Origin of the sequence: Streptosporangium jomthongense, from assembly GCF_042650425.1 — a bacterium.
Taxonomy (GTDB): domain Bacteria; phylum Actinomycetota; class Actinomycetes; order Streptosporangiales; family Streptosporangiaceae; genus Streptosporangium.
In genome coordinates this window covers 76,124-94,315 of record NZ_JBHSBC010000003.1, presented here as the reverse complement: position 1 = coordinate 94,315, position 18,192 = coordinate 76,124, and the positions used below count along the sequence as shown (strand labels likewise).

General features: G+C 69.7%; 13 protein-coding genes. 10 read left to right on the top strand and 3 right to left on the bottom strand.

Features of this window, described 5'->3' with window-relative positions:
• Positions 1–114: 114 nt before the first annotated feature.
• The 7 genes from ACFOYY_RS04920 to ACFOYY_RS04890 all read left to right on the top strand — a co-directional run bounded on the left by ACFOYY_RS04920 (position 115) and on the right by ACFOYY_RS04890 (position 8,018).
• The gene (locus ACFOYY_RS04920; RefSeq protein ID WP_386188197.1) at positions 115–1,143 is read left to right on the top strand and encodes an alpha/beta hydrolase family protein; all 1,029 of its coding nucleotides are present in this window, start codon (positions 115–117) and stop codon (positions 1,141–1,143) included.
• 183 nt (positions 1,144–1,326) lie between these two features.
• A complete protein-coding gene (locus ACFOYY_RS04915; RefSeq protein WP_386188195.1) occupies positions 1,327–2,511 on the top strand; it encodes a saccharopine dehydrogenase family protein in 1,185 nt (394 codons plus the stop codon).
• Between the two features lie 85 nt (positions 2,512–2,596).
• The gene (locus ACFOYY_RS04910) at positions 2,597–3,517 is read left to right on the top strand and encodes a PaaX family transcriptional regulator C-terminal domain-containing protein (RefSeq protein ID WP_352015703.1); all 921 of its coding nucleotides are present in this window, start codon (positions 2,597–2,599) and stop codon (positions 3,515–3,517) included.
• A gap of 291 nt (positions 3,518–3,808) precedes the next feature.
• Positions 3,809–4,639 carry a PRC and DUF2382 domain-containing protein gene (locus ACFOYY_RS04905; RefSeq protein WP_352015702.1) on the top strand — a complete coding sequence of 277 codons (831 nt, stop codon included), beginning with the start codon at positions 3,809–3,811 and terminating at the stop codon, positions 4,637–4,639.
• A gap of 649 nt (positions 4,640–5,288) precedes the next feature.
• Positions 5,289–5,924, top strand: coding sequence for a GOLPH3/VPS74 family protein (locus tag ACFOYY_RS04900; RefSeq protein ID WP_352015701.1), 636 nt, complete (start codon positions 5,289–5,291; stop codon positions 5,922–5,924).
• Between the two features lie 31 nt (positions 5,925–5,955).
• Positions 5,956–7,428, top strand: a complete 1,473-nt coding sequence (locus ACFOYY_RS04895; protein WP_386188191.1) for an APC family permease — start codon at positions 5,956–5,958, stop codon at positions 7,426–7,428.
• A complete protein-coding gene (locus ACFOYY_RS04890) occupies positions 7,425–8,018 on the top strand; it encodes a GNAT family N-acetyltransferase (protein ID WP_386188189.1) in 594 nt (197 codons plus the stop codon). The genes ACFOYY_RS04895 and ACFOYY_RS04890 overlap by 4 nt, the downstream gene beginning before the upstream one ends.
• A 506-nt stretch (positions 8,019–8,524) precedes the next feature.
• Here ACFOYY_RS04890 and ACFOYY_RS04885 read toward each other — a convergent pair.
• The gene (locus tag ACFOYY_RS04885) at positions 8,525–8,668 is read right to left on the bottom strand and encodes a hypothetical protein (RefSeq protein ID WP_352015698.1); all 144 of its coding nucleotides are present in this window, start codon (positions 8,666–8,668) and stop codon (positions 8,525–8,527) included.
• A 364-nt stretch (positions 8,669–9,032) separates the two neighbouring features.
• Between ACFOYY_RS04885 and ACFOYY_RS04880 the strand changes: the two genes are divergently transcribed.
• Positions 9,033–11,858: an AfsR/SARP family transcriptional regulator gene (locus ACFOYY_RS04880; protein ID WP_386188186.1), complete on the top strand. Its 2,826-nt coding sequence runs from the start codon at positions 9,033–9,035 to the stop codon at positions 11,856–11,858.
• A gap of 36 nt (positions 11,859–11,894) precedes the next feature.
• Here ACFOYY_RS04880 and ACFOYY_RS04875 read toward each other — a convergent pair whose 3' ends face one another.
• A complete protein-coding gene (locus ACFOYY_RS04875) occupies positions 11,895–12,725 on the bottom strand; it encodes an ion transporter (RefSeq protein ID WP_362779962.1) in 831 nt (276 codons plus the stop codon).
• A gap of 101 nt (positions 12,726–12,826) precedes the next feature.
• Positions 12,827–14,320 carry a carboxylesterase/lipase family protein gene (locus ACFOYY_RS04870; protein WP_386188183.1) on the bottom strand — a complete coding sequence of 498 codons (1,494 nt, stop codon included), beginning with the start codon at positions 14,318–14,320 and terminating at the stop codon, positions 12,827–12,829.
• A gap of 95 nt (positions 14,321–14,415) precedes the next feature.
• Between ACFOYY_RS04870 and ACFOYY_RS04865 the strand changes: the two genes are divergently transcribed.
• Positions 14,416–15,027, top strand: coding sequence for a TetR/AcrR family transcriptional regulator (locus ACFOYY_RS04865; RefSeq protein WP_352015694.1), 612 nt, complete (start codon positions 14,416–14,418; stop codon positions 15,025–15,027).
• Between the two features lie 466 nt (positions 15,028–15,493).
• Positions 15,494–18,136: an RCC1 domain-containing protein gene (locus ACFOYY_RS04860; RefSeq protein ID WP_386188180.1), complete on the top strand. Its 2,643-nt coding sequence runs from the start codon at positions 15,494–15,496 to the stop codon at positions 18,134–18,136.
• The last annotated feature ends 56 nt before the right edge of the window (positions 18,137–18,192 follow it).

The window sequence follows — 18,192 nt, the reverse complement described above, 5'->3', positions numbered from 1 at the left end:
CGGGTTCGGCCTGGTCACGGCCCATCCGTTCCGAGGCGGGCGCCGATGGCCACGGTACCGGCATGACCAATTTTCTATTGACAATCCTACGATCGTATTCATTACGATAGTTACATGAAAGCAAGGAAGCGGGTCGGACCACTCTGGATCGCCCTCGCCTGCGTGCTCGTCCTGGTCGCCGGGGCCGGTGCGTGGATCGTCGTGCAGAACGATTTCGCCGTACGCGAGGTGCGGGTGACCATCCCCGGTCCGAAGCAGCCGCTGAAGGCGGTGCTCGCGCTGCCGACGGAGGGGAAGGGGCCGCGAGGGCTGGTTGTCCTCGCTCACGGGGACGGAGTGGCGGACGCCTCCAGGGACGGGTTCTACCGGCCGATCTGGGAGGCGTTCGCACGTGCCGGATACGCCTCGCTGTCCTGGAACAAGCCCGGCGTCGACGGCGCGCCGGGGAACTGGCTCCACCAGAGCATGAGCGATCGCAGCGCGGAGGTCGACGCCGCGCTGGACTGGGCGAAGCGGCGACCGGAGATCGACCCGAATCGGCTGGGAGTGTGGGGGATCAGCCAGGGCGGCTGGGTGCTGCCCAAGGTGGCGGGAGACCGTACCGACCTGCGCTTCATGATCCTGGTAGGGGCGGCGGTGAACTGGTTGCGGCAGGGCGAGTACAACCTGCGGACCGAACTCCAGGACCAGGGCGCGCCGGACGACAGGCTCGGCGCCGAACTCCGCCGACGTGCCGCCCAGATCCGCCTTCTTGAGGAAGGCGCCGGGTATGACGAGTACCTCGCCTCCAGGCTGGACGACCCGCCGATGAGCAAGGACCGGTGGCGGTTCGTTCTCCGGAACTTCCGCGCCGATGTCACGGACCAGCTTCCGAGGGTGCGCACCCCGACTCTTCTCGTGCTCGGGGACCACGACCGCAACGTCGACGTCAAGGAGACCGAGGCCGCCTATCGCGCGGGCGTCCCCCAGGGCCTGCTCACGGTCGAGACGCTCCGGGGCGGCTCCCACAGCGCGGCCAGGTACGAACTGGACACCCCCGGCAGCGTCCGGGGTCTGATCACGTACGTCGCCGCCCCCCGTTCGCTCTACGTACCCGGCTACCTCGACTCACTCACCGACTTCGTGAAGAAGCACGGGCGGTGACCATGGAGGAACCACGCCTCCGGAGCGGCCCCGTTCGGCAGGTGGGAGAGCAGACCAGGCGGTACCCGCGCGAGGGCGTCCTCCGGTTCCTGTCCGATCCCACCTACCTCGACCGGCATTCCACGCCCAGGTACCAGCGGCTGTGGCCGGCGTTCCTCAACGTCCGTAAGGGGATGGTCTTCGATGGGCGAGCGATACCGTGTGGTCGCGCTGGGCGGAGCCGGAGCGATGGGCGGACCCGTCGTCGAGGCGCTCGCCGGGCGCGCGGACATCGCGGAACTGGCGATCGCCGACCGTGACACCGCGGCCGCCGAACGCCTGGCCGCCCGCTTCCCGGGCGTCTCGGTCGCGCCGGTGGACGCCTCGGACCCGGTACGGCTCCGCGAGCTCTTCCACGATGCCGACCTGGTCCTCAACACCACCGGCCCCTTCTTCCGGCTCGGTGTGCCGATCCTGCGGGCGGCGATCGAGAGCCGTACCCATTACGCCGACATCTGCGACGACTGGGAACCGACGCTGGACATGCTCGCCATGGACGCCGAGGCGCGGGAGGCGGGCGTGATCGCCGTGGTCGGAGCCGGGGCCAGCCCGGGCACCGGCAACATGCTGGCCGCGCTGGCGAGCCGAGAACTGGACACCGTCGAAGACGTCTTCACCGCCTGGCCGGTGGACGTCCCGTTCGTCGGAGACGACCCCGCCGACGACGCGTCCGACGGAAACTCGGCCGCCCTCGTCCACTGGATGCACCAGCTGTCAGGAAAAATCATGACTTGGTCGGGCGGGGAACCCGCCGAGGGCCCGCCGCTCGAACCCGTCCGGCTCGACTACCCCGGGCTGGGCACCGGAACCGTCTACACCGTCGGCCATCCCGAACCGCTGACCCTCCCGGCGACCTGCTCGGTCACCCGCGACTCCGCCTGCGTCATGGTGGTCAGGCCGGAGACGGCCGCCTACCTGATGACCCTGCGCGATGAGGTCGACCGGGGAAGGCTCTCCCTGGAACAGGCCGCCGCCGCGATCGAGACCCCGACCGCCGCCCGCTTCGCCCGCTCGGCCATACGTCGGCTCTCTCTGCGCGGCCCCGGCTCACTTCCCCCCTTCTTCGCACTGGCCACCGGACTCCGGTACGGCCGGCCGTACCGGGTCGGCGCGAGGCTGATCGCCTCGCCGCGCGGGATGGCCAGGATGACCGGGATCCCTCTGTCGCTCGCGGCGGCGCAGATCCTCGACGGCACGGTGCGCACCCCCGGCGTCCACTCGCCGGACGCCGTACTCGACCCGGCAAGATACTTCGACGAGCTGGCCGCCCACTGCGACCCGCCCCGCACCGGCCGCGACGAGGTCGTCAGGGTGGACCACACCCCATGACCACGGAACATCGGCGCCCGACACAGAATCTTTCATGCATTCGACTATCGAGCCCAATACGATAGTTCTTTTGGAGGGCCGCAGCATGGACGTCCATGTCCCCACCCGGATGCTCGTCGAAGCGCTCGTCCGCACCGACCTCACGGTCGACGCCGGCGACCTCTACGCGACCGCGAACCTGCTGCGCATGAACGACCAGCAGGTTCGCCTGTGCATCAAACGCCTGGTCGCCGAGGGACGCTTCGTCCAGGAGGGACGAGGGCGCAAGGCGATCCTGCGCGCCACCGGCGGCACCGAACGCGCGATGGGCCTCGACGTCGAGTTCGTCACCCACGCCTTCCGCCAGGACGCCGGGCTCGCCCCCTGGGACGGCGCCTGGCACCTCGTCGGCTTCGCCGTACCGGAGAGCGCGCGGCCCGCCCGCGACGCGCTGCGCGCCTGCCTCACCTTCCTCGGCGGCGCCGCCATCCACGGGGGCCTCTACCTCAGCGCCAATCCTTGGGAGCCGTACGTCGAGGAGCACGCCCGCCGCCTGGACATCCTCAACCACGTCACCTTCCTGACCACCCGAGACCTCCGTCGCGGCGAGGAGACCGATCCCGTCGCGCTCACCCGCGCCATGTGGCCGCTGGACGAGATCGCCGAACGTTACGACCGGCTCGCCGCGGTGGCGGAGCCCCGGCTCGCGCTCATCGAGGATTCCGCCGATCTGTCCGGGGCGCAGCGGCTGACCGTCGCGGTGGAGCTGGCCGCGGAGTTCACCCGCGCGATGGAGGCGGACCCGCTCCTTCCTCCCGAGCTTCTCCCCCCGTCCTGGCCCGGCGCCCGAGCCCGCGCCCTGACCGCGCGCTGCTGGTCGCTGCTGGAGGAACAGAGCGACCAGGACGACAGCGGGATCCGCCTGTTCAGGCTCTACGGCGACACAGCCGTCACGACGCCCCGCGAGTTCGACCTCGACAACCGGCGCTCGGCCGGCCATGACCCGACGGTGCACGGTCCGGGCTGACCTGGCCTTCTCCCACGAGCCCGCATGAGGCGATTTCATGCGTTCTTTGCCCACTCCACCAGCTTTGGTGACGGATCCGGCGGCGGCTGCCAACCGGAGTACTCCGACGTCATGGTGCCCATCCCGCCGGGAGGCGTTCCGGGGTCGATCGATGTCGAACCGCCGTTCCCGCCCTTCCCGGCCTCCCGGTGGCGCCCGCACCCCCGAGGAGACAGGGAAATCCGCCGATCAGGTTTTCTTTCACGGCATCGCGGTACGCGGTAGAGAGTCGGACAAAAAGGGAGAAACCGGATGATTACCCAGAACCAGATCTCAGCGGTGATCGACCAGACCGTCTACGACAACCACGGGGACAAGATCGGCAAGGTCAAGCACGTCTACCTCGACGACAACACCGGTCGCCCCGAGTGGCTGTGCGTGCGGACCGGGCTGTTCGGCATCAACGAGACCTTCGTCCCCATCCAGGGCGCCGACGTGGTCGGCGACCACGTCGAGGTCGCCTACGACAAGGACCGCATCAAGGACGCTCCCAACATCGACGTCGAGTCCGGCGGCCACATGTCGCCACAGGAGGAGCGCGAGCTGTACAACTACTACGGCATCGACCTGGACGCCTCCTGGAGGGAGGCCAACCAGCCGGGTGAGACCGGCTGGGCGCACACCGGCGGCCAGCGGGAGCGCGAGCGCCTGGGCTCCGTCGGCCGGGAGCGGGAGGCCGGACGCGCGGACCTCACCGGCGACGACGCGATGACCCGCTCGGAGGAGCGGCTGACGACCCACACCGAGAGCCACGAGATCGGCCGGGCGCGGCTGCGGAAGTACGTGGTCACCGAGGAGCAGCAGGTCACCGTGCCGGTCACCCGAGAGGAGGTACGCATCGAGCGCGAGCCGATCACCGAGGAGAACCGGGACGCCGCGCTGCGGGGCCCGGACATCTCCGAGGCCGAGCACGAGGTGACCCTGCACGAGGAACGGGCGGTGGTGGAGAAGAACACCGTCCCGGTGGAACGGGTCCGGATGACCACCGAGAAGGTCACCGACGAGGAGACCATCACCGAACAGGTCCGCAAGGAACGCATCGAAGCCGAAGGAGACATCGGCGAGGACGGCCGCGCCTTCTGAGCGCGGGGGCGACCCGTCCGGAAGCGCCCTCACCGCTCCACGCCCGCCGTCATGACCGGCCGACCGCTCGTCTCGAACCGACGGCTGCGTCCAACAGGTGTCCAGCAGGTCCCGCACGGGGCGAGCACGGCCGGTCATTCCTCCCGCGCCTCTCGTCGGCTCCCGGAGATCGGGCCGCCTGCCTGTATTCGGGAGCGGCCCCCCTCACGCCGACCGCCCCGGCCCATGCCGTCCCTGGCCGGAGGTGAGGGCCGGAGAACCGGGCGACACAGCTGGAACTCCAGGACGGCCGGGAGCCGACCGTCACGACGAGGAGGTCCGTAGGGGTATTACGCCAGTCTGAAAATACCAAAAAACACCGTATTAAACCCCATGGGATTCACGAGACGGCACCCTCGGGAGCCTTCTGACCGGGGTTGTTCCGGCCCTGGGAGGCCTTGACGGACCGCCCCCCGACGCCCGTCCGCGACCGGCCAAAAATAGGCGAATTCCCAAATTCGGCGGAACTTTCGATAGACCGTTCGACACAGCTCCAGGTTGTCGGCCGCCTGTCCGTTTCTTCGGATCTCACCAGGCTGAGCTATGTCCGGATCCGGAACTTCGTTCACATAATGACAGATTTAATGATTTAGCTATACGATCGCCGTTCGTGGTTGGAGTTAATCCCCCAAGAACCCGATTGGCCGACGACCTGTTCTTTGTCATGCATGACAACTCGACCGGCCGGCCGCGGCTTCACGCCCGCCTGGCCGGTCTGGGGCTGGCCGCCGCCATCCTGGGAGAGCTGATGCTCGCCGGGCGGACAACCGTGGGATTGGCAGCGGGGCAGATACGGCTCGTCGTTCTTGACACGGCGCCGCCCGGAGACGCGGTCACCAGGACCGCCTTGGACCACATCATCGCCGAGCCCGCCCACCGCCTCCATACCTGGTTGCAGTTCTTCGCCCGTACGGCGCTCGCCGACGTGGCGGCCCGGATGACCGCCGACGGGCTGCTGCGCCCGCCCGGCAGACGCCCGTCGCGGAGGCAGGCACCGGTCGACGTGAACATCGCGGCGTGGCCCGGTGGACGCGTCAACCTGGCGATCCAACGCCGTGAACCGCTCAACGTCCAGGACAACGTCCTGCTGGGGCTGCTCGTCGTGACCGGCGGCAGCCGGCTCGTCCTGTGGGAACAGAACCCGGGATATCTCTCCGATTCGGTCGCCGCCCTCCCGGCGCCGCTCCAGGAACTGATCGCCCAGACCGAGGCTGCCGTGGGTGACTCCATCATCAGCCGCCGGTGAACCCACCCCCCTCACTCCAAGGATCCTCCCCATGTCCGTGACAGAACGAAGGGCCAGCGCCGTCTCCGCCGCACTGGCCCAGGACCGCCTCGGTGTGCCGTCGGTGGTGTTCTTCGTCATCTCGGCGGCGGCGCCGCTGACTGTCATCGGCGGTTCGGTGACCTCCGCCTACGCCGCGACCGGCGTGACCGGCGTACCGCTCGCCTTCATCCTGCTCGGAGCCATCCTGGGCCTGTTCGCCGTCGGCTACGTGACGATGGCCCGTTACGTCGTCAACGCCGGGGCGTTCTACGCCTACACCGCGAAAGGACTCGGCAGGCCGATCGGAGTGGCGACCGCGTGGGTCGCGTTGCTGGCCTACAACGCGCTCCAGGTGGGCCTCTACGGCATGATCGGCGCGGCGGCCCAGCAGCCGATCACTGACTGGTTCGGAAGCTCCCCTCCCTGGTGGGTCATCGGACTGGTCGCCTGGGTGCTGACCGGGGTGCTCGGCCTCATGCGGGTCGACGTGAACGGGAAGGTCCTGTCGGTCCTGCTGCTGACGGAGATAGCCGTCGTCATCGTGTTCGACGTCGCGGATCTGATCAACCCGTCGGCCTCGGGCTACAGCCTCGACGTCTTCTCCCCCGCAAGCCTCTTCGTCCCCGGGATCGGTGCGGTGGTCGCGATCTGCATCGCGTCCTTCGCGGGCTTCGAGTCGTCGGTGGTGTTCTCCGAGGAGACCAAGGACCCGAGGCGTACGGTGCCGATCGCGACCTACGTCGCGCTCGCCGTCATCTCGGGCCTCTACGCCGTCTCGTCCTGGGCGATGACCGTGCCGATCGGCTCGGGCAAGATCGTCGACGCCTCACGTGAGCAGAGCTCGGCCCTGCTGTTCAACCTGGCCGGGCGGCACCTGGGGGCGACCATCGCCACCATCGGCTCTCTCCTGTTCGTGACGAGCCTCTTCGCCGCGCTGATCGCCTTCCACAACACGATCTCCCGTTACATCTTCGCCCTCGGCAGGGAGAGGGTGCTTCCTGAGACCTTCGGTCGCACCTCCCCCGGGACCGGCGCCCCGATCAACGGCTCACTGGCGCAGAGCGTCATCGGGCTGATCACGATCGTCGTGTACGCGGCCTTCGGCCTGGACCCGGTCGTCCAGCTGTTCTTCACCGTCGGATCGTTCGGCGGCCTGGGGCTGCTCATGATGCTGGCGGCCACCTCGGTCTCCGTGCTGGTCTTCTTCTCCAAGAACCCCAACGAGGAGAACGCCTGGCGGACCAGGATCGCCCCGGGCATCTCCTCGGTCCTGCTGGTCGTGGTCATCGCGCTCGTCATGATCAACTTCGACACCGTGCTCGGCGTGGCCTCCGACTCCCCGCTGCGCTGGATCATGCCCGCCGTCTACTTCGTCGCCGTGGGGCTCGGCGTCGTGTGGGGACTCACCCTGCGGTCCAACCGGCCGAAGGTGTACGCGAACATCGGGCGGGGCGCCCAGGCCGCCGTGGGAGGGGCCGAATGACAGAGATCATCCGCATCCAGAACGTTCCCGGAGCGGCCGAGGCCGTCGGCGCGATCATCGCCACCTCCTTCCACGAGCAGGAGATCTCGGCCTGGATGATCCCGTCGGACGACGACCGCCGCCAGGTGATGCCCCCCTTCTTCTCCATGGCCACCGAGAGCGCCCTCGTCCACGGCGAGGTCCACGCGACGGCCGACATGACCGCCGTGGCCGTGTGGTTCCACAAGGGCGTCGAGCCGCTTCCCGAGATCCCCGGCCGGGACGCCCGGGTGGCGGAGCTGGCCGGTCCCCACGCGGAGCGCATCGGGCGGATGGGAGAGGAGATGGACAAGCGCCATCCTCACGAACCGCACCACTATCTGGCGTTCCTCGCCGTGCTCCCCGGGCACCAGCGGCAAAGGACGGGGACCCGGCTGCTCCAGGGGTACCACCGCGGGCTCGACGAGGCGGGCATACCCGCGTACCTGGAGGCCAGCAGTACCCACAGCCGCAGGCTCTACCTGCGCCACGGTTACCAGGACCTCGGCGACCCGATATTCATGCCCGGCGGCCCGCCGATGTTCCCGATGTGGCGCCCGCCGAACCCCTGACCCGCGTACGGCCCCGCCCCCGCCTGACAGGCGCCCGGCAGGCCTCGGGCGGTCTCGCCGACGCCCCTGTTGCCGGCGAGACCGCCCTCACGTCGTCGGTTCCCGAACCGGGAGCCCGACGATCATGGGCCGACCCGGCGGAGGGCCGGGACGGGCCTGGGAGGCGTTTCCCGAGCCCGCCGGCCCCCTGCGCCGGTGGTGATCCATGTGCTTGCCGTACGGGTGACCACAGGGAACGCGAACACCGAGCCGTACCAGGTGGTCCTGTCGTCGGCTTCGGAGTCGAAGCCGTATTCGCCCTTTTCCCGGTCACCGGCCTTCGTGTCGCCGATGCCGTAGGAGAGGCGGCGGTGCCGTTCCACGGTCTCCGAACCGGTCAGCCTGCTGATTCGGGCGGCTCACCGGGGACACCCGTTGGTGAGAGTGGTGCGGTCCTTGTCCGAAAGCCGATTTTCGGCACGCGCGAAAATGGTCCGGTCGATGCGGTCGTCGATGCCGACGACGGCCTACGAGGCCTCGCCCGCGTCGACGGTCACCGCGGGCCGCTCGGCCGCCGGATCGTCCGGCGCGGCCAAGGCGGAAAAGGCCGTACCGACGACCATGTCGGTCAGCGTGATCTCTGAGATCAGGAGCAGGCGGCTGACGAGCATTCCAGGTCATCTCCTTGGGGGTGGACATGGCTCCGTTCCGTTCCTGCGGTGGGATGCCCGTCGGCCGAACGGCCCACCGGTCTGGGATCGTCCCGTCTGCCCGGCCGGTTGAACCGCCACGGAAACGCCTTGGGAGAGGGCGTCTCCACGGTCTGCCCAAATCAAGCTGTTCCGGTCTTTCCAGGTTTCCGGTGAACCACCCGCCTCCGGCGGCCGGCGTGTTTCCCGTATCCGCTCTTCCGCTTTTTTGGTGGAACGAGAACCACTGTGCGCCATTGCCTGTGGACGAACCTTGGGCCAACCTTGAACCGGCTGGTCCGACCGGCCGTCCCGGGCCGGAATTCCCGCTGGAAAGGTGAACGGAATGGCCGTGGAGTTCGGCTTGTTCGGTGGCGTCGAGGCGCGAGCCGACGGTCGGCCGATCGAGCTGGGCCACGCCCGGCAGCGATCCGTGCTGGCGGCGCTGCTGATCGATGCGAACCGGGTGACATCGGTCGAGCAGCTGGTGGACCGGGTGTGGGGTGAGCGTTCTCCCCAACGGGCTGAGGGAACCCTGTACAGCTACGTGTCCCGCCTGCGTCAGGCACTGGCTCCGGTCGCCGGTGAGGCGCGTCTTTCGCGGGCCTCCGGCGGCTACGTCCTCGCGGTCGACGCCTCCACCGTGGACCTGCACCGTTTTCGCGACCTGACCGCCCGGGCCCGCACGGCCGATGACGACGGCACCGCCGCCTCCCTGCTGGAGCAGGCGCTCGGCCTGTGGCGGGGAGATCTCTTCGCCTCCCTGGACACCCCGTGGTTCAACTCCGTACGTGAGTCCCTGGGAAGGGAACGGTTCGCCGCCGAGCTGGATCTGGGCGATGTCCTGCTGCGGCTCGGACGGCACGCGGAAATGCCCTTCGAGCTGGCCGCCCGCACCAGGGAACATCCGTTGGACGAGCGCCTGGCCGGTCAGCTCATGCTGGCCCTGTACCGCTGCGGCCGTCCCGCCGACGCCCTGAACCACTACCGGGACCTCCGGAGCCGGTTGGCGGATGATCTCGGTATCGACCCGGGCCCGGAGCTGCGGCACCTCCATCAGCAGATCCTCACCGCTGATCCGGCCATCGCCGTACCGTCTCCCGCCGACTCCCCCACGACCGGCGCCCACCCCGCGCCCACTCCGGTGCCGCGGCAACTTCCGGCACCGCCGCCGATGTTCACCGGCCGGGACCTGGAGGTGAAGGTCCTCTGCGGAATGCTGGATCCCGGCGAGCCCCGGCACGCCCACGTGGTGGCCGTCGACGGAGTCGCCGGAGTCGGGAAGTCCGCGCTGGCGCTTCATGCGAGCCATCGGATGGCGCACGGGTTCCCCGACGGGCAGCTCTACGTCAACCTGCAGGGCGCGTCTGCCGCGGGAGCGCCGCTGACGCCGTACGACGTCCTCGTCCAGTGGCTCCCCCAGCTCGGTGTGGCGGGCACGGATGTGCCCGGCGAAACAGGGGCGGCGAGCGCGCTGTGGCGCTCGGTGCTGGCGGGGCGGCGCCTGCTGCTGGTGCTCGACGACGCCTTCTCCGCCGAGCAGGTCCGTCCGCTGCTGCCCGCGGAACGCGGATGTGTGACGGTCGTGACCAGCAGGAGCGTGCTGTCCACCCTGGACGGAGCCGAGTTCGTGCACCTGGAGCCGCTGGCCCAGGAGGAGGCGGTGACGTTGCTGGAGCGGCTGGCGGGTGCGGGCCGGGTGGTCGCGGACCCGACGGCCGCCGGCGACGTCGTCGGGTTCTGCGAACGCCTTCCGCTCCTGCTGCGCATCGTGGCCGCCAGGCTGGCGGCCCGTCCGAGCTGGTCGATCCGGGTGATCGCCGACCGGCTGGCCGAGGAGCACCGGCGCCTGAACGAACTGCAGGCCGGTGAGCTGAGCGCGCGGGCGAGCCTCGCGGTGAGTCTGCGGGAGACGAGTGAGGAGGGCGCGCGGGTCTTCGCGTCTCTCGCGATGGTCGGCGTGACCGAGCTCGACCTGCCGCTGGCGGCCTCGCTCGCCGGCCTGCCCTGGGCCGCCGCAGAAGCCGTCCTGGAACAGCTCGTCGACGCCCGCCTCATCGACTCGCCCGTTCCCGGCCGTTACCGGATGCACGACGTGGTCCGGCTCTACGCCCGCGAGCAGGCCCGCGTGCGGGCCGACACCGCCGGGTGGAGCGCCACCCGGCGCCGGGTGCTGGATCACTACCTGGCCCTCACCCAGCAGGCCGCCCTCCTGCTGGACCCGGAGGAGGCCTCCGCGCTCACGACCGGACCGCCGCCGGCCCATCCCTCCGGTTTCGCGTTCGACGACCGCTCGGAGGCGAGTGCCTGGATCGACTTCGTGGCCCCCCATCTGCCGATGATCATGGACGAACTGGCCGGTTCCGACGACCTGACCGCCGACATCGCCCTGCTCGCCCTGGAGGCCTATCCGGCGCTGGTGGTCCGCGACCGCTGGACGGAGCTGATCCGGCTGAGTTCCATCGCGGTCAGGACCGCCCGCGACGGCGACCGGCGGGTCCTTGAGGCACGGGCCCACAATCTGCTGGGCATGGCGTACGGCAACACCGGCCGGTTGGACGAGAGCCTCGCCGAGTTCGATCTCGCCCTCCGGCAGTGGGAGGAGATCGGTGACCGGCACCAGATGGCCCGCGCCCTGAACAACCTGGGCCTCGTCGCACGCCTGCGCGGCGACCTGCCGGAGGCGGTGCGCTGCCACGAACGCAGCATCCTGCTGTTCCAGGAGGTCGGGGACTCCAACGGACAGGCTCGGGCCCTGTCCAATCTGGGTCTCGTCCACCAGCGCATCGGTGACCACGATCAGGCGATCGTGGCGCACGAGGAGGCCGCCGGGATATTCCGGACCCTGGGCGACCGGTACCGTCTCGGCCTCATCCTGGGCAACCTCGCCCGGTCCGTACGGCTGGCCGGCCGGATCCGCGAGTCCCTCGACCGCTACCAGGACAGCCTGAGGGTCATCCGCGAGACCGGTAACCGTTCCGGTGAGGCCGAGCAACTGTGGGGACTGGCACAGGCCCTGCACGACCTCGGTGAGTCCGACCTCGCGCGTGCGCGGTGGCGCGCCGCCCTGGACATTCTCCGCGAGTGCGGTGACCTCACCGCCAAGGAGGTGGAGGCCATCCTCGCCCAGCCCGTTCCACAGGCGCCGGCGGCCATCAGCAGGGGGGTCTGAACGAGGATCGGCCGTCCGGCCCGGACCCGGGAGCGGTCAGAGTGCCGTGTGGTGGTCGTTCCTGGAGGAATGCATCGTGTCGATTTTGGCGTGCAGCCGGGCCAGGTCCTCGGCGATGGCTGCCAGCCGGTCCTCGGTCCGCTGTTCCTCCGTCGAGGTGTTCTGGTCGTCCATCGCGTTGACCACGACGGCGATCAACAGGTTCAGCACCACGAAGGTCGTCATGAGGATGTAGCCGACGAAGAACACCCACGCCCACGGTTCCCGCCCCATGACCCTCTCGGCGATGTCCGGCCACGCCTCACCGGTCATGACCTGGAACAGGGTGAACAGCGAGGTGGGCAGCTCGCCGAAGTACTCCGGGGCGATCCCTCCGAACAGCTGTGTCGCCAGGACCGCCGAGACGTACATGACCAGAACGAGCAGGCCGACGATCGACAGCATGCCGGGGATGGCGGACAGCAGGGCGTTGACGACGTTGCGCATGCTGGGCACGGCCGACACCAGGCGTAACGCGCGCAGGATCCGCAGGGTGCGCAGTATCGAGGTCGGGCCCGAGGCGGGAACCAGCGCGACGCCCACGATGATCGTGTCGAACCAGTTCCACGGGTCGCGGAAGAAGGCCCCACGGTAGGCGTACAGCCGGGCGGCCAGTTCGACGGCGAAGACCGCCAGGGCGATCCTGTCGACGACGTGGAGCAGTCCGCCGACGTGATCGACGAGGTAGGAGGACGTCTCACAGCCGATCGTGATCGCGTTGATCACGATGACCGCGACCACGGCCCGCTGCAGGAGGGAACTCTCAAGAAAACGGCGCGTCCGTTCCCGTACCGGCACCTGGTCGATTCCTGAAGGATGGGGGTTCACCCGACGATCATCGCAAACCGCCGTCCACGATTTTCGGACAGATCCCCCTATGCGGCTCATCACAGGAGAATTCGACCGATGATCGGCAGGCGCCGCGGCGTCTACGGGAGGTCGAAGGGGGCCGGGAAGTGGTCCTCCCAGATCCGGCGGGAGGCCTGCTCCGGGTAGGGCAGGGTCTCCGACGGGGCGTCCAGGACGCGGGTGAGCCGCCGGTCGGGCCGGTGGGCGGCCCACCCCGCGTCACCGGTGGTGACGAAGCGGATCCACGCCTCCTTCAGCTCGCGGGAGAGAGCGACGGCCTCGGGGGTGGGCTCGTCGCCGATGAGCTGTGTGCCGACGGGGCTGTCCAGGGTGCCGAACGCCAGGGGGACGTCGAGGCTGTGACAGGCGCCCAGGGCACCGCCGAGGGCCGGAGCGCTCCAGCGCAGCTCGAACAGGTACGAGGTGCCGCCCGCCGCGGCGTTCGCCTCGGCGAGCTTCTGCGACGGCATGCGGAAGAGCGCGTCGGAGTACACCGCCTCCACCAGTTCCTCAGGGCCGGCCTGCGCGAACGCGGCGCGGTACGCCTGCGCGCCGTGCGGCTGGGGGGCGAGCAGTTCCAGTGCCGTGCGGGCGTCCTGCTCGGTGAAGGTGCCCCGCCGTCCGCCCATGACGCTGAACAGCCGGAACTCGTCCCGGGTGTGACCGACGAGCAGTTCGGTCCCGCTCGCGCGCGCACCGGTCAGCGCGGGCCAGGGCGTCTCGGGAAGGACCTCACCGTCGACGACGGGGCACAGGGAGGTGCCGGTCCCCGTGATCCGCCCCCAGCTCTCCCGGTGCGCGTGGAGACCGGCGTTGAAGGAGGTGAGCTCCGCGGCCAGGTGCCAGGGGTCGACGTCGCGCAGGGCCGCGGCGGTGGGGGCCGCCGCCCCGAACCGGTCCGCGAGCGCGGCGGTGATCCGCCGTGCCAGCGCGGGGGTGCTGTGCAGTCCCGGCACCGAGTGGGCGACGGCCCGCCGGAACAGGCCGCGCGCCGGTTTCATCGTCAGGAGGGCGGCGACCGACCCCGCCCCGGCGGACTGTCCGGCCACGGTGACCTGGTCGGGGTCGCCTCCGAAGGCGGCGATGTTCCGCCGCACCCATTCCAGTGCCGCGATCTGGTCGAGGAATCCGCGGTTGGGCGGCGCGTCGTCGAGGAACGCGAACCCCTCCGCGCCCACGCGGCAGTTGACGGTCACCACGACGAGTCCCGCCTCGGCCAGCGCCGCCGGGTCGTACATCGGGTCGCTCGACATCGCCGTGACGTAGCCGCCCACGGGCAGCCACACCAGCACCGGCAGTCCCGCCGCGCCCGGGTCCGGAGTGCCGACGTTGAGCGTCAGCCAGTCCGTGCCCCGCTGCGGGCCCACGTCGACCGGCAGGGACAGCGGAACCACGGGGCCGAACTCCGTCGCCTGCCTCGTCCCCTCCCAGCGGTCCGGCGGGGCCGGCGCGGCGAAGCGGAGCTCCCCCACCGGAGGCCGGGCGTAGGGGATGCCGCGGAACACCGCGTGCCCCTGCCGCCAGAGCCCCCGCACCGGGCCCTCCGTGGTCCGCACCCTCGGCTGTCCAGACATGACGTCTCCTTCCCTGAGTGGGGCCAGGATTATAGGTCAGCTGTATTATGTCAACTGTATTGGAAAGACTCCGGGACACGAGGGAGGGACCGGCGATGCCGAAACAGGTGGATCACCGTGAACGCCGCGAGGCGATCGCCCGCGCGTTGTGGCGGGTCGTGGAGCAGCGCGGCGTCACACACCTGACGCTGCGCGTGGTGGCGCAGGAGGCGGGCATCTCCCTCGGGCAGCTGCAGCACTACTTCGCCTCCCGGACCGCCATGCTCTCCTTCGCCATGGACTTCGCGTCCGAGCGGACCTCGCTACGCGTCGCCCAGGGCCTCGAAAAGCTCGGCGACCACCCGCACCCCCGTGACGTGCTGCGACTGACGCTCATGGAGATGCTCCCCCTGCACGCCGACGCCCGCGCGACCAGCCGGATGAGCACCGCCTACGTCCTGGAGGCACTGCACGACGAGGCCGTCCACGAGCAGGCGCGTCACGGCCTCACCCGGGGACGGGCCCTTGTCGAACGGTTGGTCCGCCATGCGATCGCCGACGGGCACATCGCCCCCGGCCGCGACCCGGCGACCGAGACCAACCTGCTCCTCGCCCTCACCGGCCTCACCCCCCTGATCGAACTGAACGTGATCGAACCCCGGGACGCGCTCGCCGCGATCGACCTGCACCTGGACAGGTTGTTCGACGGGAACGACCGGAGGGCGTGACCCACACCCGAAGCGGATTCCGCGCCGGATCGGCGGACCGGTCGTCAACCCACGCCCGAGGAAGCGTTCCGCGTGACGGGAAAAGCCGTCAGAATCATTTCCACAGGACGGAACGCATCGGGAAATTTCGAATTCCAACCTCTTCGCAGAAACGCGCCGATCTCCATCGGCCCAATGGATTCCCTACGACGCGAAATCGGCGTTGTCAAGCCGGTGCACAGCCAATTTCCTGCGACAACGGCCAGCACAATGACGCTGCGCATCCACCCGGAAGCCAATCGTGCAAATCAAATTCACAGTTGATTTTCACACATGTGATCGGCCTATGCTGACCCGTCGGCTCCCTTGGTCCCACAACAAACCCATCGCGCGGGAAACGCGCCATTCGGCGTGCCCGCACGCCCAAAGTCACGAACGCCGGGCGGCACCCGCGCACCCCAGAGGACGACGAGAAGAGGAGAATTCGGTGCCAACTCACTCCGCCACCCGGGGTCACGGAGGACCACGGTCACGGTGGCTCACCGCGGCCCTGCTCTCCGTGGCCGTCGGCGCGCTGTCCGGCGTGGTCGCCGCGAATCCCGCCTCGGCCGAGCCCGCCCCGGCCTACGACCACAGCAAGGACAAGGGCACCGCCCCGGGCACCCACGCCCCCCTGCCCAAGGGCTTCTCCACGACCCAGCTCTCGGTGAAGTTCAAGCCCGGCCTCGCCGTACGGCTGCGCGGGCAGGGCCTGGTCGCCAGGGACTCCGGAGACACCGCGGACATCCAGAAGGTCCTGGCCAAGTACAAGGACGCCTCCATCAGGCCCCTGTCCTCGGCCTCCGAGACGAAGACCACCGAGCAGCGCCTCCAGCTGGAGAGGAAGACCGGCAGGCAACTGCCCGACCTCAACTCCTGGTTCGTCGTCACCGCCCCCAAGAGCGGCGTCGAGGGCCTGCTGAAGGACCTCAACGCCCTGCCCTCGGTGGAGATCGCCCAGGCCAAACCGAACGTCCGCTCCTTCTCGGAACCGCTGCGCCCCCATCAGAAGTACCTCAACTCGGCCACCTCGGTGTCGGGCGGCGGGGTGGACGCCGAGTACGCCCACACCCAGACGGGTGGCAAGGGCGACGGCATCACCGTCACCGACATCGAGGTCCAGTCCACGATCATCCCCGCCTACGGCGGGCAGACGATCTCCGCCGGAGACGACCACTCGCTGATGCTGGACTCCCTCGGCCATGTCTGGGCCTGGGGTGACAACAGCCAAGGACAGCTCGGCACCGGGGACACCGCGGCCAGGAAGATCCCGGTGCAGGTCCCCGGCCTGAACAACTTCATGTCCGTCGCCGCGGGCAACGACTTCTCCGTGGCGAGGAAGAGCGACGGCACCGTGTGGGCGTGGGGTGACAACAGCCAGGGACAGCTCGGTAACGGCACCCTGACCGACAGCTCCGTCCCGGTGCAGGTCGCCGGGATCTACAACGCCGCGAGCATCAGCGTCGGCCCCAACCACGCCCTGGCCGTCCTGACCGACGGCACCGTACGCGCCTGGGGCGACAACAGCCAGGGACAACTCGGCTACGCCGGCTCCGCCTCCCCCGTCGCCATCGCCGTCCCCGGCCTCACCGGCGTCATCACCTCGACCGGTGGAATCGCGGCGGGCTACGGCCACTCCGTGGCTCTCATCAACGACGGCACCGTCAAGGCCTGGGGCGGCAACGGCACCGGCCAGCTGGGCGACGGCACCACGACCAACCGCACCGCCCCGGCCGCCGTCACCGGCCTGACCGACGTCAGGCTGATCAGCAGCCGGGGCTACCACACCCTGGCCGTCCTCAACGACGGCACCGTCAAGGCCTGGGGTGACAACGACCAGGGACAGCTCGGCGACGGCACCACCGTGGACCGCAAGACCCCGGTCGCCGTCCCCGGCCTGACCAACGTCAGCGACGTCTCGGCCGGAGCCCTGCACAGCCTCGCCACCACCTCCTCGCTCACCTCGACCACCTACGCCTGGGGCGACAACGCCCAGGGACAGCTCGGCGACGGCACCACCGCCGACCGTCCCTCCCCCACCGCGATCTCCCCCTCCCTGGAATGGGTCGCGGCGGGCCGTACCCACAACATCGGCAAGGCCGGCTCGTCGTTCTTCACCTGGGGCGTCAACGGCACCGGCCAGCTGGGCGACGGCACCACCACCACCCACATCACCCCGACCCAGCTGAGCGGAGTGGCCAACCGCTGGAACCTCTGCCACGAGGACCTCGCGGGACGCGTCGCGGCGGGTCAGATCGTCCAGCTGCCGTCCGCGTTCGGTGACCCGTGCTCCACCGACGCCGGCACGATCTACCACGGCACCGCCGTCGCCGGGATCATCGGCGCCCAGGACGACAACGGCGTCGGCATGGCGGGCATCGCGCCGCACGCCACCCTGCACCTGACCGGCAACGCGATCCCCGACCCCGTCGCCTACACCACCGCCCACTCCCAGCCGGGCGACGTCATGCTCTTCGAGTTCGGGGCCGAACCCGAGGCGTACAAGCACTACCCCTGGGAGTACGACAGCAGCGTCTACGACCAGATCGTCCTGGCCGTCGCCGCCGGAGTGACCGTGGTCGAGGCGGGGGGCAACGCGAGCAGCAACCTCGACGATCCCCTGGACCCCTACTCCGCCGTCATCATGGGCCGCCCCGACTCGGGCGCCATCATCGTCGGCGCCGGAGCGCCCCCCAGCCCCGGCGGCACCAACTGCCTCGGCTCGGCCCCGCCCGCCGAGCGGACCGCGATGTCCTTCTCCACGTACGGCTCCCGCGTCGACCTCCAGGCCTACGGCGCCTGTGTCGCGACGCTGGGCGTCCCCTTGGCGAACGACCTGACTCCCTCGGAGACCAACCCCAACAAGATCTACTCCGGCAGGTTCAGCGGTACCTCAAGCGCCAGCGCCATCATCGCCGGAACCGTCGCCTCCCTGCAGGGCGTGGCCAAGGCCAACGGCGGCGTGCTCACCCCCGTCCAGGCCCGCGACACCCTCAAGCTCACCGGAACGGGACAGCCCGCGAGCGACCCCCGCCACATCGGCCCGCAGCCCAACCTGCACGCCGCCATCGACGACATCCTGACCCCCTGACCTGCTGACCTTTGGCCGGAACGACCTTCTGGCCGGAACCGAGGGCCGGTGAACGC

Bases quoted from the DNA above. Each gene is read 5' to 3' on its own strand.
- ACFOYY_RS04905 (WP_352015702.1), top strand. From the start codon at position 3,809: ATGATTACCCAGAACCAGATCTCAGCGGTGATCGACCAGACCGTCTAC.
- ACFOYY_RS04895 (WP_386188191.1), top strand. From the start codon at position 5,956: ATGTCCGTGACAGAACGAAGGGCCAGCGCCGTCTCCGCCGCACTGGCC.
- ACFOYY_RS04865 (WP_352015694.1), top strand. From the start codon at position 14,416: ATGCCGAAACAGGTGGATCACCGTGAACGCCGCGAGGCGATCGCCCGC.
- ACFOYY_RS04915 (WP_386188195.1), top strand. From the start codon at position 1,327: ATGGGCGAGCGATACCGTGTGGTCGCGCTGGGCGGAGCCGGAGCGATG.
- ACFOYY_RS04885 (WP_352015698.1), bottom strand. From the start codon at position 8,668: ATGCTCGTCAGCCGCCTGCTCCTGATCTCAGAGATCACGCTGACCGAC.
- ACFOYY_RS04890 (WP_386188189.1), top strand. From the start codon at position 7,425: ATGACAGAGATCATCCGCATCCAGAACGTTCCCGGAGCGGCCGAGGCC.
- ACFOYY_RS04910 (WP_352015703.1), top strand. From the start codon at position 2,597: ATGGACGTCCATGTCCCCACCCGGATGCTCGTCGAAGCGCTCGTCCGC.
- ACFOYY_RS04920 (WP_386188197.1), top strand. From the start codon at position 115: ATGAAAGCAAGGAAGCGGGTCGGACCACTCTGGATCGCCCTCGCCTGC.
- ACFOYY_RS04870 (WP_386188183.1), bottom strand. From the start codon at position 14,320: ATGTCTGGACAGCCGAGGGTGCGGACCACGGAGGGCCCGGTGCGGGGG.
- ACFOYY_RS04880 (WP_386188186.1), top strand. From the start codon at position 9,033: ATGGCCGTGGAGTTCGGCTTGTTCGGTGGCGTCGAGGCGCGAGCCGAC.